Here is an 18,870-nt window from a genome sequence, read left to right on the forward strand (position 1 = left end):
ATGTTTGCCAAGCCAAAGTTATTAGCTCAATTTGTGAAGAATGCTTTTAAAGTCGAAGCGCTTGAGTCGCGCATTCTTTTATCGGGTGACCCAGTATTTGGTGCCATGCAAGTAGCAAGCACGAGATTACTAGAGCCTAATAGTCCACTCGATGCTTTCTCTGAGCAGTATACCTTGGCAAGCTTCCAACAACTGAATCAGTCAGCGTCACAGCAAGCCTCTATATACGAACAACCAGAAGCAGATTCTGATTTCCAAGTAGGTGAGACGCCATTTAATATGGCTAACATCACAACGGATATGTACATAAGTGGTGGTGACTTTGTTATAGGGCAGAATGAGGTCTTGGGTGGCAGTGGCGCCGCCAACCTTAATGTGATTAATTCGGGTGAGTTGTCTCCAGGTTATTCCCCTGGCACACAAAGCTTTGATAGTTTAACTAACACCGATGATTCAGCGATTACGATTGAGCTCGCCGGTCTTTTAGCTGGCAGTGAATACGATCAGATCAATGTGGCGAATAACTTAGTGTTTGATGGGAAAATGTCCATTGAATTGTTAAATGGCTATAAACCCTCTGTTGGTGATGAGTTCACTATCATGACATACGGCACCTCTTCAGGTGCTTTCGATACTATAGAGGGGTTGGCGGTTGCTGGAACGGACTTGTACTTTGATGTTGAGCAGACTGCAACTGAACTAAAACTTGTAACAAAAGCCATTGATACAGGCTCTACTTTTTTAAGTGAGATTTTAGGAACTGAGCAGCAAAACACCTATGGCGAACTGCTTAACATCGATTATTTTAACTCTTCGGCTTCCTACTCTTTCACTGGTGATTTATCCTTCTCTGGATTTGATATAAACGGCGATATTTCAATAAGCCGCACAACCAATCTCTCCCTTCTAGATCCTCAAAATATTTCTACTTCATTCGATATTTGGAACTTAAACATAGATGGCGGCAGCGCAAGCTTTGCTGTGGATGATATGTTCACATTGGATATTGAAGACTTTGATTTAGGAATTAGCTACTTAACGACGTCAGATTTGGCAGACAATCGCAGCTGGTTTTATGCGGATGCGACTGCAGCTACGGCTAAATCGAGTGTGGCTGATGAAGTCAGTGTGAGCTTTGATGGCTTAAGTGTGTCCTATGGGCAGGCTATTCATGATGGCAATGATGATCTGTTGGATTTAAGTGGTAACCCTATTTCTGTGGGTGGTTTCACACAAAATTACAGCGAGAAAGAAGCCTTTTTAACGTTGGATGGTCATGCAAGTATCGATGTGGCCGAGCAGACATTAACCGCCGATGCTTTGATGTCGATTAATCCAATATTGCGAGATGAAGTTCAAGTCGCCATCCAAAATGGTGACATTGACATGGCCGTTGGTGAAGGGTCTTCTGGTCTGTCATTGTCTTTAGATGGAATCGAAGGTGCTTTACTTATTGACAATCGAGGCTTAGCAGGTGCTTTGACAGTCAATACACTTGATTTGGCGAAGCTTGATGGTACTGCCTTACCAGGTATTCTGATCGATGAAGTGAACGAGGTTGACTTAAGATTTAATACGATGGGAGAGTCAGTCAAAGAGACCATAGGTGATTTCTCCTTAGACTTCTCTGACTCTATGTATCATGACTTTTTTGCAGTAGAGGCAGATTTAGCGCTTAGCTTGTCCCAAGGTAGTGCAGCTTATCGCCTTTCTGGACAGTTTGGCTTTACACAAAGCCAATTGGAAATCGTTGAAGGTCAAGGTGTTCAAGATGTCTTGCTGTTATCTCTTACAGAGGGCGAAACGTCTTTAACCGCCGGCGATGATTCTGCTGGCGCTATGGTGCGTTTTTCTGGGTTAGAGGGTGCTGCTTTAATCACTAATATTACCGGTGAGTTCGGTGCTGTCGGTAGTATGAAAGTAGGTGATATTAGCCTAACAAAAGCCGATGGTGTAACGCCATTAGTGGCAGGTATGAGCGTGTTGCCATTAAGCTTACCTTTCAATTTTAACCTTTTTGATCTAGATCCCAATTTATCTATTTCGACTGAAATGGATAATTTTGTTTTCCCAAATATAGACCTTCAAGATCTTTCTCTTGATTTTGATCTTTCAAACCAAGGCTTTTCTATTTATGGTGATGTTGGCTTTAGTATCGCTGACACCTTTGAATTTAATGGCGAAGTAGGCTTCTCCAAATTAGGCGAAGAAATCATTGTTCTTGGTGAAGATGTATTAGCTTTGTTTGGTTTAGGTGACTTTTATGCCGGTGTCACCGATGGAGACCTTGCCTTACTGCTAAAAAGCGACTCAACCATCGCTTTGGATGTTTCAGGTAACCTTGTACTCGAAGGTGCCGGTTTTATTACCGATACAGTTTGGGCGGATTCTGCTCGTTTTCAATACAATACCAGCCTTACAGATTACAGCGAAACCAACCGTGAGCTAACCGTTGGTGATTTAACCTCCAACCTAACCATGGCCGCCGGTGCCATTGGTTCGCCTTTCATGGCACTTAATGTGACAGGTTTCCGTGCCAATATTGAGGGAGCAGTCGGCTTATCAGGTGATTTCAGTTTCACTCGTCAAGTGATCAATAGTACGAACGCTATGATGATGACAGGTAGCAACGTAACCGCCTATCTTGGTACCAGTGACGTTAATGCTCGTGTTTCAGACGCTGATTTGGCTATGGTGATTTTTGAAGCCAGTGAAACATCCACTACCTATGCTCTGTATGCTTCTGGTGTGGCCACACTGGTTGGCGTTACGGATGTGACATTAAGTGGTACTTTTGAGCTCTACTACAATCGAACAGGGTTACAAACAGTCGACTTTGGTAATGTAATTGGTGTAATTGATTACGGCACAAGCAGTGACTACACCTCTTTACGATCCAGTGATCTTGACGTCAGTGTTGCAGACTTTTTTGCGGTGCAAGGGGGGTTTGCGATCGAAAGCAAAACAACGAATGTGACCTTGTCAGACGGTCAAGAGGTTGAAGTAGAGCTGCTAACACTGGGTACATCGAACGTTTCAGCGTTTGTTGGGTTAAATAATAATACCAGTGATGCATTAGGGTTTGACTTAACCGGTGCAGACATGGCGTTAGCGCTAATGACGGACGCCAGCAACGATCAACGTCAGTGGATGGCATTGCAATCTAGTGTGACCAGTGCGGCATTCGTCGGTGTTGATGGTTTGATGGTTTCAGCAGACAGCTTGTCTGTTGCTATTAACCGTAATTTGAGTTCACAAGGTGAACCTGTCGCTCAGCCAGATTTAGTCTTGGATACTATTTTAACGCTGAATACAGACCTTACTAGTGGCGAATTAGTCTTTGAATACTTGGCTCAGCAAGCGTTCGTTGTCGTTGCAGCAAACCGTTCAAACAGTGTTATTCGTAATGACATCAAAAACAAATTGGAAGCCTTACTAACACAAGCGGGTGTGGCGGATGTTGATGGCAACATCCGAGTAACGGGCACTCAGGATGCAGGCTTTATCATCACTTTTGGTGGCGAGCTGTCGGGAGTGGATTATTCTGGGTTGTTGGTTAGTAATAGACTTCCCGATGTGATTACGAATGTGACTGAAGTAACACAGGGTCAAGAGGCCTATGAAGATGTTACTTTTGATGCGGTATCTCAAAATGCGCAGTACAAGCTGAGCATAGAAGCAAGCGAAGGAACCCTCACTCTTGTGTATGGTCAACAGTCCGTTGATATTGAAATAACGACTGCCATGACAGACGCTGGATGGGTGTCCGAACTTACTCAAAAAATTGCCTCCTTTGATGCAATCGGTAATGGCAATGTGACGGTTTCTGGTACGCGTGCTGCTGGGTTCGTGGTTGAGTTTGTTGGCGATTTGCAAGGTAAAGCTGTGAGCGGCCTAACCGCCAAACTCGTTGTGCCAAGCTACACGACAACGACACAGACAGTCACTTCAGGTGGTGTTGTCGTAACGGGCACGACGTCCACCGGCAGTAATGTGCGTGAAGTGCAAAAGCTGCAGTTCTCAGGCTCAACAGGCAGTTTTAGAACCTATACGTTATCCATGGATGGCACTTCTTTAGGCAGTTTGATTTTCACACCAAGCAATATCAGTAACAACGCGCTTAAATTACAAGAAGCGTTTGATAGTGCGTTGGGTAAAAATGCGGTTTATGTGTCTTTTGATAAAAAATCTACCTCAAAAGACCCTGCTTATTTCCTTCGTTTCGGTGGTGAATACGCGTTTCAGGAGCTCTCTTTAGTAGAAGTAACAGCTACAAATGGCGTTAATGTCACTATCAGTTCATCGACAAAAGGGTCAGCGAAAACCACCACGATGACGACTGAAAACGTGAATGAAGTGCAAAATGTACAGTTTGCCGATGATGCTAAGGGGCAGTTAACACTGTCTATGAGTGTTGATGGCAAGTCATACACGACAAAGAGTCTTGATTTTTCAGCCACGGCAACCGATTTAGAGAGTGCCATAGAAAGTGCTTTTAATGCAGACTTTCCATCCGCTGATGTGCAAGTTGTTGTCACGGATGGCAACTGGCAAGTGACCTTTGCTGGTGATTTGAGTGGTAAAGATGTTTCTTCTATTACGACCCATGTTGCGCCGTTGTCAGGTTCCGTTGAACTTGATCTACAGCAAGAAGGCTTAGTTCGCGATGTGGCTATAACATCGACTGCGCCTGCGGTGTCTGAAACACAACGATTGACCGTAGAAACGCAAGCAAACGGTACGTTTACGTTAAGTTTGACCCATGCCGGAACGACTTACACTACGGCAGATTTATCATTCGCTGATGCTAACTCTGACACGATCACAACCGCTTTAGAAACTGCATTGTCCGATATTACCGGTGCAGCAATCGGTGTGGAAAAACACGACGATGGTGTTTGGGATATTACCTTTGGTGGAACACTCAGTGGCGTTGATTTAGATCTGTTAAGTGTGAGTTATGCTTACCAAGCCGTCAGCACTGAGCTTGTTGTTACTCAACAGGGTGCTGTTGTCGCTCAAGACGATTTGATTGGCGATGTTGATCCTAATTTAGTAGTGGATTTTGCCATCTCTGAACTGGAAGTGATCACCGGCATTGATGCGAGCTACACGCTTGATTTGGATGGTTCTCGTGGCGAAATGACGACGATCGCGGCCAACCTGACCCTCGATGTATTTGGCTTCGTCCAAGTAGCCGGTGGTTTCTACATAGACAAAGCCATCAGTACCGTAAAAGATGCGGATGGCAATGATATCGGTGTCGACCAATTAGTTATAGCAGGCGGTTCTGTAGATGCCTTCGCGGGTGTCAATGGCGGATCAGATGATCAAATTGGCTTGCAGCTGACAGAGACAGACTTTGTTTTAGGTCTGTTTTCTGAGCGTAATGCAGAGGGCGAGACACGTCAGTGGACGGCTCTACAAGCCAGTGCAGGGTCACTGAGCCTGGAGGGGATTGATCCTATTACCATGGCGGGTAGCAATATTGCGGTGAATGTAAACCGTAGTAGTGCTGTCGATGGCTCTGTTCTGGACTTTTCTGGTGAAAACGCTATTACAGCAGAGATTGTTCCAGGGATTGAGGTTGATCTTGATTTAGCGGGTAATAAAGGGGCGCTCTTAGAAGTTACTTCCACTATTGAAATGGATGTGGCGGGATTTGTCGGAGTATCGGGTGATTTTGCGTTTTCACAAGTAACAACCGATGATCAAACGCAGTTGCTCGTGATTGGACAAGATGCAACGGCACGTTTAGAAGCTGGATCGGCCTATGTAGGTGTTTCTGGCGCAGATTTTGGTCTCATCGCGGATGATCAAGGTACTCTAGCATTTGAATTGCAAAACGGTGCTTTTGCTGCTGGCATTGATGGTTTAGGTGGCTTTGGTGCAGACAGCACTATTATCCAATACACCAATGCAACCACGTCAATTGAAGCGAATACAACCTTAAACATTGCTGAAGCCGAATACACTTTTTCAACAGCCATTGATGCTGAGACAGTAGGCTTTGGTGTAGAGGGCTTCAGCGCCAATGTAGCGGATTTTGTCAGCTTAAGTGGCGATTTTGGCTTTAAAAAAGTCGGTGCGGATTTAATTGCTGTCGGCAATAATATCGATGCACGCTTAGCGGCAGATGAAAACAACTACTTGTCTTTGAGTGGCGCACGCTTTGGTCTTATTACTGGTAGCCAAAGTACTGTTTTTGAAATGAGCGACGGTGCATTTGGCTCGGCAATTGCGGGACTGGAGCTGATTACAGCTGACAGTGTGATCATTCAGTATGCAAATGCCACAGGTTTAGTGGCAGCCAATACGACCATTGGTGTTGGTGCGATCAGTTACACATTTGGCCAAGCGATCGTTAGTAACACGGTGGCATTTGGTGTTCAGGGTTTCAGTACCAGCATAGATGATTTTGTGAGTCTAAACGGCGACGTAGGCTTTGCGAAACAAGATGGAAAAATCATAGCGGTAGGTAACAATGTCAGTGCTTCTTTAAAAGCAGGTGACGTAGCGGGCGTTAGTTTGACAAACGCATCCTTCGGTCTGATTTCAGGTCAAGGTCAAAGTGCGTTTGAATTATCCGAAGGCTCATTCGCCGCTAATATTGCGTCTTTAGCCTCAGTCACGGCAGATAGCGTATTTATTCAATACACGGATGCAACGACATCCATTGCGGCAGGTACTGAAGTTTCTGTTGGCAACATCAGTTACACATTTGAAAGTGCATTAGTGGCAAACACCGTTGCTTTCTCTGTTGTTGGTTTACAAGCCAATGTTTCTGACTTCATCACTTTAGAGGGTGATGTTGGCTTTAAACAGGTTAATGATGAGTTAGTAGCCGTTGGTAACAATGTATCGGCGAAACTGTCTGCTGGCTCTGTGGCTTCAGTATCGGTTACAGGTGCCACTTTTGGTCTAGTAAGCAAAGGGACAGAAACTGTGTTTGAACTGTCTGACGGCGCCTTTGCGGCCAATATTGCTGCATTAGCCAGCGTATCAGCCGATCGTGTATTTGTTCAATATACGTCGGCGAATACCGCCATCGCTTCCGGCCGTAAATTGTCGGTCGGACAGGTAGAATACGTTTTTAGTGAAGATATTGCCGAAGAAACAATGGCTTTTGCTGTTCAAGGTTTCAGTGCTGAGGTGTCTAATTTTGTTACTTTAAGCGGTGATCTTGGCTTTGAGAAGTCAGGTGACAATATTATTGCTGTGGGTAACAACGTCGGTGCGTCATTAGGCGTAGAAGGCGTAGCATCGCTTAGTTTAAGTGGCGCGAATTTTGGTTTTATTACGAATGATACCGAGATGGCGTTTGAGCTAACCGAAGGGGCTTTGGATGCAGAAATCGACGGATTTGAGTTGTTGCCGTTTGACTCTATTGCTGTGCAATACACCAGCGCGACCACCACGATTGCACAAGGCCGTGAGATCAGCGTCGGTGGCGTGAGTTATACCTTTAATGACACCATTGCGGCTAATACCATTGCGTTTGCTGTTAAAGGTTTCAAAGCCAATATTGAAGACTTCGTGAGTTTATCCGGTGACTTTGCATTTGCTATGCAAGGTGATGATATGTTTGCGATTGGTAATCGTGTCACCGCTAAGCTAAGCGCAGGCGATGCGGCCTATGTGAGTTTAACTAACGCAGATTTAGGGTTGGCAATTGGTTCTGGTGGCATCGGTTTCGAAATGAAAAACGGTGCTCTGGATGTGTCCATTGAAGGTATGGACAATATCACTGCTGAGGCAGTGACGGTTCGTTATAGTCAAAACAATCCTAATATTGCTAAGGGCACTTCATTTGGATTGGATGGCGTTAATTACACGTTTGAAGAAGGTCTGTACGCCAACGCACGTTACTTTGGCTTAAGCGGTTTTAACGCTAATTTATTTGGTGTGGTACAGATCAGCGGCGACATTGGTTTTGGTAAAAATGGCTCAACGCTCACCGCAATGACCGATGATTTAGACGTTATCTTTGATTTGGGTGACGACGTCTCTGCGAGCATGGAAGGGGTGGCTTTTGATCTGAGTTTTGGTAGTCGTTTGGCCTTTAATATCCAAGGGGCGTTGAAACTTAATGCGTACGACTTCGTAGATTTTGAATACGAAGTGGACATTACACAAGAATTTCAAACGGTATCCCTTATTGATGTTAATGGGAACTTGACAGAAACTTCCGTGGCGATGATGACGTTCGCGAAGTCAAATATAGACTTTTTCGCTGGCGATAATGGCGTCGGTTTTGGCGTCGAAGAAGCCGAGTTAGGCTTAGCAATAGCCGTTGATCTTGGGGATTACCATAACTTCTGGCTTACCATGAAAGCCAAATCGAGTCAAGTGGGTTTCCAAGGCTCTGATATTTTCACTGTGTCAGCACAAGACCTTGATGTGCTGATTAATACTGCCGATCAGTCTGGCCGAGCCATTGACTACTCAGAACAAAACCTAACCTTAACAGAAGGTGTGGGTATTACACTGGGTGGCGAGGGTGTGACCAGTAGCGATACAGCGGTCATGACCTTCGATATGAAGGGTGAAACGTTAAGTGTGAAGGGTGAACTTACTCTTAACCTGTTGGGCGTGATGAGCGTTCAAGGTAATTTCTCGTTTGAGAAAACCTACCAAACCATTACGTTGGCAAATAGTACGACAACACAAGTGTCCAGTCTGATGTTTATGGGCGCGGATGTTAAGGCGTTTGTCGGGTTTGATGAAGGTGGTGAGGACGAGTTTGGCTTTAAGGCCACCGGTGTGGATTTAGGGTTGGGTATTTTAACCGACCGCACCAACACTGCACGTCAGTGGACCATGATGCAAGGCAACGTCGACACCTTTGAATTTGTTGGCGTAGACGATTTAATCCTAGAAGCCACCGATTTAGATTTCTCTTACTACAGTCTACCTGTTGATATGGTGGGCATTAATTTAGAAGTAAGCCCAATTAACTTTGGCGATTTGGCCTTTAAACCAGGTGAGTTGTCTCCGGGTAAAGGCAGTGTGTTTAGCTTCGCAGCGGATTTCAATGTGGACGTTTTTGGTTTGGTACAAGCTACGAACGAAGGCATGGAAATTAACCTCGAATTTGACACGTTAATATTAAGTGATGGCACGATTGAAGATGTGACCTACTTTACCTTTGCTTATACCGACATTGATATTTTTGCTGGTGCAGGTGATGTTGGTCTAAAAGTTGATGACCTAGACGTGGCCTTTGCTTTGGTCTTTAGCCCCTTCTCAGCTGAGTATTGGATTACCGCACAAGGCACAACAGACTTTGTTGGCTTAACCGGCATGCCATTGCTTGAACTAAATGCTCAGCAGGCGCTGTTTCAAATCAACACTGCTGACAGCCAAGGTCGTGCGATCGATTATTCTGCCAAAAACCTCGTGGTTCCTTTAGGTCTTGGTGGCAATGTTGGGGGGATTGAATTTGGTGATGCGTCAGAAACCTTCACGATTGATATCGACGGGTCTCAAGGTGCCTTGTCACAAATCAGTATAAAAGATGCCTTATTCTCGATTGAGAGTTTCGTCCATTTAGAGGGCGATATTGCCTTTAAAATAGGTCGTGAAAATGAAGTGGTACTCGGTGGTACTGGTGCTGTAAGTGTCGGGCCATTAGGTGGTGCGGCGCCTGTTGCGATGGATTACCTGGCGTTTGTCGGTACTGACATGAAGGCGTTTGTTGGTGTCGGCACTCCTTACTTTGGTGAAGGCGAAACAGACTCTGTTGGTGTATATGCGAATGACGTCGACTTAGCGTTTGTGAGATTTAGCAACGATCAATACAGTGTTAATACACTAAAGCTTAATATTGAAGAAGCCGGATTAGTTGGCCTAGAAGGCGTATTAGAAGCGACCTTATCGGGCGTGGGCGTTGGTATGAACGCAGGCAAAAGTAAGCTTGCTCCAACACAGACAACTTGGGTTGATTTTTCCAAAACCTACGGCGATAAAGGCATGGTGTTGTCTACCTTTGACAGTGAAGTAGTGATCAATTACGACAATCGTATTGATATTGCAGCACGTGTAGAGAATGCCCACATTGATGTGGCTGGCTTCTTGCAGTTAGACGGTTCACTGGCTTTCTCAAAAGGCACAACCTACAACTTGGTTGGGGTAAATTCAGGCGTATTGGCAGACTTTGGTGCGCCAGAAACCTTGGTACATGACCTTGAAGTAATGACAATCGGTGGGTACAACCTAACCGGTTTCGCGGGTGTGGGTGGTCCTGAAAATGGTGTTGGCTTAAAATTAGACAGCACAACATTTGGTGTTGCCGTAATGAAAGCATCAGGCTTTGCCGGTTTAGAATTGCCAGAACCAGTTAAAAATGCCATGCCAACCTATATCGCTGCAAAAGCCAATGTGGCCTCGGCAGAATTAGTGGGTATGGACCCGATTCTAAACGCCAAAGTGGAAGGCGTTGAAATCAACATCAATACGTCCTTTACACAGTTGGTGGATCCTTCCGCTTCTTTGCTTTTACCGATGCCGTATGTGGACTTTATCAGTGATGCCAACACCAACTCTGTGACGGGTCATTGGGGAGAAGAAGGTCTGGCTATCGACACAGGTAGCGACGATAACCCAGTATATTTAGACTTTGGTGAAGAAATTATTCAAGCCAAGGTAGAGTATTTTTCTGGTGACATTGCAGGGGTTATGCAAGCATCAGGCTCGATGGCGTTTACGAAACGCGGCTCTGAAACCGTCACGTTAACAAACGGTAAAGTACGTACCGTCAACTCTTTGTCGGTTGGCATGAGTAATGTTTATGGCTTTGTGGGTGTAGGCGGCTACTGGCAAGAAAACGCCACAACCGGTCGCGTTGATGGCACCGTTAAAAATGATAGCGCCTTTGGTCTGGCCATTGAAGACTTAAACGTTGGCGCGGTGTTTATGTTTGATACAACACCAACGGACCCTGGTGTATACGCAGCGGTGCAAGCGGATCTTGCTAAAGGTGGCTTGGTCGGCATCGACGGCGTTACGGCGGAGATTACCGAAACTTTCTTGAATCTTAACCAAACTATCAGTGGCGATGGTGCGGTAATTGATTTCTCTAAATCGACTTATCAACTAGTAGAAGATGGCCCTGAATTAGCGGGCTACTACATTGAAACTGGTGACAGTGCAAACCCTATTATCCTTGACTTCAACGAGCGTATTTTGCAAGTCCAAGGGGAAGCTGAGTTTAATGTTTTTGACCTATTAAACCTTGATGGCGTGTTTGAGCTTAAAATTACGGATGAAGGGCTTGATTTATTTGTTGATGCTTCAGCGAAAATTGGGCCGGAAGGTTTTGGTCTCAACGTCGAGCGTGCTCAAGTTTTACTGATGGTAAACAGTTCTGGTGTGGCCACAAAAGCCTTGTTAGAAGATGCTTCTATTGGCTTTGGCAGTGTGGCTGAACTGAATGTTGATAAGATGGAGTTCCTTCTTAATACGACAGGTAAAGACCTAGTTTATGATGTGCCAGAAGCGTTCCAAGGCCGCATCGGCTCAGAAACGATCGCCATCTCCAATATACCGCCAAATCAAACTGATCCTGTCGATTTTTATGTTTCTTTAGAAGGCGAAGGCGACTTTAGTTTACTGGGTGGTGCTATGTCTATGGAGGGTGATTTCTCCATCTTATTGAGCACCGAGAATACCGAAGTTAACCTGAATATGACCAGCACTGTGCCGCTACTTGAACCAGTGTCGGTAGCGGGTACTTTAGGCTTTGCAACGGGTAGCGATGCTGGATTATACGGCTCATTACAATTGGGAGCCATTGGCGGTTCGACTATTATTGACGCTGGTGTGTTTTCAATTAGCGCCTATGCACTGTTGCAGATCAATACCACCGGCACCTCGCAAAATGTTCGAGCATTAAAGTTAAATAATGACGGAGAGGTGTTAGCGGGCGAGTTTCAAACCGTTGCGATTGATCAGCAAATGTTGCGTATTTCAGGTTCAGCTGAAATTGAGGTTGCCGGTGCGATAACACTCTCCGGTGGCATGGATTTGTTAATTGATAACGAAGGCTTCCAAGCGTCTCTGGATATGGCACTGGATTTAGGTACTTTTGGTACTGTTGCTTTCGAAGGTGATGCGGCGATCACAGAGGACCGTTTTGCGTTACGAGCAGAAACCTCTGTAGAGCTGGGTATTGCGGCCATTGGAATCAGTGCTGGAGCAATACTGCAGATTAATACAGGTTCAGACGATTACACCACGTTAGACGGTGATGTTATTAAAGGTGATACGACCTTTAAGCTGGACCTGGATGGAGCAATCAAAATTCTAGCCTTCGATATTGATTTTGAAGGTGGCATGAGTCTTGTCGACAATGTATTCGAAGTTCGGTTAGATCAAGCAAACATCGACTTTTTTGGCTTCGTCACTGTGGATGTGAGTGGTTACATTAAATCGGACGGTCATTTTGAAATAACTGGTGCTGTTGATTTCAACGTTGATTTAGCCATTATTCAATTGCGTGCCGGTATGTCGATGACATTTAGTGATTCACTCTTTGCTGCTAGCGTATATGGTTCGCTTGATATCAGTATCGATATGGGCTTCTTTGAAATTAATGAAACACTTGCCGGGTTTAGTGGGGCAATTGAGCTTACAGCGAGCAGTGCAACTTTGGATGTTGCTGCAAAAGTTGCAGGCATCTCGGTTTCAGGTAGCAAAACTTGGAGTTGGGGTGCGCCTCCAGTTATAACAACGCAAGTTGGTAATGTGTTGTATTTAAATGCAGGCGATGTGGTGGACCGTTATGGTGATAGCGGCGGTAAATTGTATGGGGATATTTACCATGAAGGTTTTACCGTTGATACCATTACTGATAACGAAGGCAATGCCATTTCAGGTGCCGTTTCTGTTCGGGCTTTAGGGGAAACTAAAGAACATACAGGCGTTGAAAAAATCATATTCATAGGTGGCAAAGGTAACGATACGCTAATAATTGGGCAAGGAGTGGATGCGCAACTTGAACTAGACGGTGGTATTGGTAACGACACCTTTATGATTTTTGGTGGCCGTGCTGGCAGTGTTATTCAAGGCGGTAAAGGTAACGATACATTCATTAACGGTGATGTAGCGAACATGACCTTTCTGGGTGGAATAGGAAATGATGACTACCGTGGTGGATCAGCCGGTGCCGTAGTTGATATGGGGGTGGGTAAAAATACCATTACTGCTGGTACGGGTAATGACACCATAATCATCAACAATGCGAATAAAACTGAACTTACTATTCTGGGCGGAACGAATACAATTCGTATTGATAACGGATTGAGTGTAGACATTGAAATCAAAGCGGGTCAAAACACGATTAGTGCAGATTGGCTAGGTAGTCTGAACATTACGGGTGGCAGCGGTTTAGATCAACTAGTGATGGACACTTTAACCACGGTTCAAGCTTTGCGTATGCACGATTATGGTTTTAGTTACGACCAACGTGTTGTTAAGTTTGATGATGCTTTAGATCAAGTTAAAATCAAAGATGAATCAACAAATACTTATATAGTGTCTGATAATGCTGCAAGTTGGGGTGCGGTTGATCTTCACCTCACTGCGGATGGCTTGCTGGATTTAACCGAAGCGGATTTAATTGCACCGCAAGGTCATTTTAATATTCAAGCCGACGGTATCAAAGGTATCGTATATTCTCAATTAGAAGCCCTTACCTTAGTCAATTTGGCTAGCGCTGGAGATTACATCGGTCTTACCCTGCGTGAAGATGATAGCCTTACACTGCTAGAGGGAAATAGAACTAATGGTGGTCTCTATATAGCTGCAGGTCAGCTAGATGTGGAGTTAGCCGCAGCAGAAAGCTTGCTTTCTCTAACAACCGGTGCCTTAAAAGTAGTCGGCGGCGGTAACATTCGATTAATTGCCGATGATCTAGATTTTATTTCTGGTAACAATCAAGTTATCGGAACGGGCAACATCCTAATTCAGTCAAAAACCACCTCACAAAATTACCGAATCGGATCTGCCGGCCAATCCTATTATGGTCATGACTATTCAGATGCAGGGCAAACAGGTTTCATGGATTTGGGTATGACCGACCTGTCCGCACTTAAAAATGGCTTTAATTTAATCACACTTGGCCATAGTGGTGATGGTGTGGTGATGTATGTTGGAGACATAGAAGATCGCACGCAAGCTGGCGGTTTTGACTTTAATGCTCGCCTAGAAGACGAAGCCTACTTTTTTGCAGACACCATCAACATTGTTGGTGATGTTCAATCAACACAAAACATCCAATTTAATGCTCGTCTAATGGAGGTGTTAAGTAACAACATTCACGATGGCATGGGATCCCCTGACTCAGGTGTGGCCGCTGATACGATTGACATCAACTTGACCGAGCAAATCGTGATATCGGGTTGGTTAAGAGCACAAGAAAATTTAGACGTTAATGTTACAGGGTCTACGGGTCAAGATGGGTTAGTCGGTTATGGCGCAGCGACAAACTCAATTACAGCGGATAAAGGATCTTCTGTAGAGGTTTACGAAGAGGATGGCATTCTTCAGTTAACTTCATCAGGTTCCATTATATCAGCAGCTGGCATGGAGGTTTCAGGGTTACGTTCGCAAATGAACATTAATGCGGGCACTGGATTCGCCCTGCTTGAAGGCGGTGTGCTGCTTGCAAGTGGAAACGACTCAGCGATTAATCTCTTTTCAAATGAATATCTGTACATCGAATCAGGGTCGGCTGTGCTTGCCGGAGCGCGCTTTGATTATGAAGGTTCTACGCCTATTCCTGTCAAAATTGCAGATAACGCAAACCTAACCATTGATACCCAAGGTGAACTGCGTCTTTCAGGGTCTGTTACCACAGCAGCGGGTATGACACTGAATTACGGCGATACGCAGAGTGATTACGCAGACTATTTTGATACCTTGCCCGGAAAAACACTGGCAACCTCAACGGATGTAACGCTTCTAGAGGCGTTACAGCAAGGCAATATTTCACAAAGCTTACAAACTTTGTTAGAAAGTGAAGGGTTACAACTTTCACAAAATGCCTCGGTTACTTCAATCGCAAATTACCAGCCGTTTGCCAGCCTTTCCGCCGAAGCAAAAGCAAAAATAGCGGAAGAACTAGGTTATACCACATACGAAAATGGTGGTTTTTATCAAGAAGACTCACAGGCTTTCTATGAGAGTTTAACGGTTGGTGAGATTGACTCACAAACAATGACTGAGCATATGGCCTCCTTGGGTTATACCAAGCTGACTGGTTCGATTTATTTCGACTCCAATACGGGCACTTATAAAACAGATCTTGTTCAAGGTAAGTCGGCTGATTATGCAAACAGTCAAATTGATTGGACTGCTTTTGGTGTTGACGCTCCTGAAACCACAGCAAGCTTTAATAGTTTAACCAGTGCTCAGAAAGCTGTAGTGGCACAATCATTAGGTTATACCGTAGAGCCTACATTCGAGTTTGAGCGACAAGAACTTGAAAATGAACTAGATGATTATAAAAGCACTTTTGGAGCCTATTACTTCAATGAAGAGGCAACTTGGGGTGAGGACGGCGCTCCGCTTGCAGAAACAACGCTAAAAGATTTAACCATCAACCAAAAAATTGATGCCGCTAAGTATCTTGGTTATTTCCCAGAATACGACGTACGAGAAATCGACTGGAATATTTTGAACCAACCAGATAGTGATACTACTTTTGAGCGTCTTAGCACGGCTCAGAAAGAGCTGGTCGCTAACTACTTGGGTTATAAAACAGAAATAACGGGTTATTACTTCACGAACTTGTCTGCAGAGACAGATAAAAGAGTACTAACGGAGTTTACCCAAGGAATCGTAACAGATTACGAAAACGCCGATATTGTTTGGAGTAGCTCAGCACCTTCAGATCAGGCAACATTCGGTTCATTAACGCTATCACAGAAACACAATGTGGCAGCAAGTCTTGGTTATGAAGTATTCGACGGCATTACTTACTACAACGCCGATGCACTCGTTGGCGAAAAAATGGTTAACGGTTTCTCGTTTGGCAATTTAGTTGATTACAACCTAATCGATTGGGGCGGTCCTGGTGAACCAGAAAGTGCTTTCGCTGATTTTGAACAGCTTACTTTCGAGCAACGCAAAACGGTTGCTGAAGAGCTTGGCTACTCACTGTACGATCAGCAAGTTCTAGTTAACTACGACGCAGATCCTGAGCTTGGAGAAAAACAAGTTGTTTCGTATCTTGAAGTGGGCACGGATTTTCTGCTTAGTGCAGTTGATTGGGATGCTGCTTCCTTAGAAAGTCCAGCAGAAGATGCTGTTTGGAATGATCTCTCTACAGAGCAGCAAAATCTAGTGCTGCAAGAAGAGGGTTACGTCCGATTCAACGGTCAAGTATGGATCAACGACAACACGAATGATCTGACGCTTGGTTTTGTTCAGGGTGAAACAGATCTAACAGGTGAAGAGTACAGCTTATTAGACGCTTACGATTATAGAAATAGCGAAATAGTGTGGTCTCAGCGTACTTCGCCTGCTACCGATGCATTATTTAGTACAGAGCTAAGCGATGCTCAATTGCTGGAACAAAATCAAACGAAGTTGACCAGCGCTCAACAATTTGCTGTATTAGAAGCGTTGAATATCGAATGGTATCAACAAAGTGTTTATTACAAAGTGCAGCCTGATGTTTCTGCAGGGCAGTCGCATTTGATGACGACGTTTATTGATGGTTACCACTACCAAGCGGATACTGCGAGTAATGATGACAGCGACCGTTGGCTACTCAGCGATGGTGAAAACGAATACATAGTATTTGCAGATGATGAAAACAATGATGGCACTGTTGATAAAATACTGATTCAACAACCTCATGAATTGGTTGGTCAGCGTGGGTACGGCTTTCTTTTAACCGGAACATTAACCACCTTAGCAGCGAATCAAGATATCACTATCTCTGGTGATCAAGACATCATTGTACGGGGTAATATTAACCTCAACGGCGCGGATTCCAATTTAACATTCGATACAGATAGCTGGATACATTGGGAAGGTTTTGCCAATGTTACTGGTAACATTACGTTTAACGCTGAAGGACAAAATTCTGACGGTCAAAGTATCTATATCGCAGAAACCGCCAGCCTTAATACAGCACAAGAAGCCACAGATATTCGCTTAACCGGTGCTTACGATATTGTTGTTACCGGTACGGTTGTGGCCGGTGGGGACGTTGGTAGCACGGGGGTTACTTGGGCGGGTCAAGGTGATGCCAATGTGTTTATCCAAGCGGGCGAACGCATTCACATCAACAGCGCAGTAGCAGCCAGTAAATCGGTAGTACTTACCACCACATCGGTAATGGGTGCCGATGATGATGTGTCGCTTAAAGTGACCTCTGCTGGTGGCTTAACGGCCGCTGGCTTGACGTCAGACGGATCAGGTGGTTTGGTTAAAGTCGATGTTACTGGACACGCTGAATTAGTAGGTAATCTTCTGTCTGGCGGCAACAGTGTTCTAGGAGCAAACCCTGGGATCGATTGGTCAACAGAAGATTCTATTATCGACTTAAAAGCCGGTGGCCAATTGTATTTAGGCGGTCAAGCAAATACACAAGCTGGCGGTACGGTCGAAGTTGGTGGAACAATTCGTGCCAATCAGCGTATTGAACTTGAAGGCGGTTCAGGCCGAGATAACGACGGCATTGGCATCAAGATGCCAGGTGGTGCAAGAGTCGTCACCAATAACGATGCTGGTGAAATTTATATAAAATCGGCCGATGATGCGCAACTGTTTGGGCGAATTCTAGCCGGTGGCGAGGTGCAGGATCATTATGATGCACGTGGTGAGTATTTAGGTACAACCAATACCTATGGTGATGGCGCTTCCACAATTACCATTGAAGCAACTCAGGGTCAGGTTCGATTAGGTCGAGATTTGTATGCGGGCAGTATTATTGACGTTCGTGGTGGATACAGTGCTCAAGCTGCAGTTGAAAATTATCAAGACCAAGGCATCGTCGTTTATGGTTCTAGTAAACTCAAAACGGGCTTAGAAAACTCGACGATTAATCTAAGTGCAGCCGGTAATCTTACTGTATTGGCAGCGGCTTGGAGCAATGAAATATTTGCAGATGGGTTTATTGAGTTTGGCGAAGGCGACATCAGTGGTGATATTAGCTTCAATCTTGAGATCGATTTAGGTACTCATAAAGTAGCGGGTATCGTGACTGTTAATCGTGAAGATACTTTAGATAACTCGGGTGCGAGTAGCTTGGTTGAAGACATTAACGCTGCACTTTATCGCACTCAGTTTACGGTGATTGAATCATTAACTGGCTCACCTGAAGAAAATTCAACACAAACACTGAATGACACGCACATTAAGTTACGCTTAGAAGATGGACGCTTAAAACTCACCAGTTTCTATGAATTTGCTTTGCAGCAAACTGGCTCAGTTGGTTTGGATCGTTTGGGCTTTACTCAAGCGGATAATGGTGATGTTTCCTCCAATGGCAACTATGCCTTAGACGCAAGTCAAGTCGGCTCCATGCTTAACCTTGGTAAAGTGGGTGCTGTGGGTGGTCAAGTCATCATCAATAACCACATTGTTGGATACGAAGCGATTAACTTCCTAAGTGGCAGTTCTGGTGGTGGTTTACAGTTACAAGCGTTAGGAACATTAGAAACTCGTAGCGGTAATATTGAACTTAACCCTGTGGGAGACTCCGTATTAGAAGGAAGCTTGATTGCAGCAGGCAGTGATGCTGACATCATTATTAATGCAAGCCGCTCGATCCAAGTGAAAGGCGATTTAACCGCAGACCGTAACATTATTATTAACGCAGGTACGGGTGTCGAAGAGGGTGTCACGAGTATCTACACT

At 44.8% G+C, this 18,870-nt stretch carries 1 protein-coding gene (only partly in view); it reads left to right on the forward strand.

Annotated elements, in window-relative coordinates; translation table 11 throughout:
- The coding region annotated (locus tag LG368_RS13140; protein WP_226755187.1) for an LEPR-XLL domain-containing protein crosses the window boundary (this coding region is incomplete at its 3' end): on the forward strand, positions 1-18,870 show 18,870 of its 38,267 nt. Its footprint extends 19,397 nt past the window's final position.

This window comes from Marinomonas algarum (genome assembly GCF_020532605.1).
Taxonomy (GTDB): Bacteria; Pseudomonadota; Gammaproteobacteria; order Pseudomonadales; family Marinomonadaceae; genus Marinomonas; species Marinomonas algarum.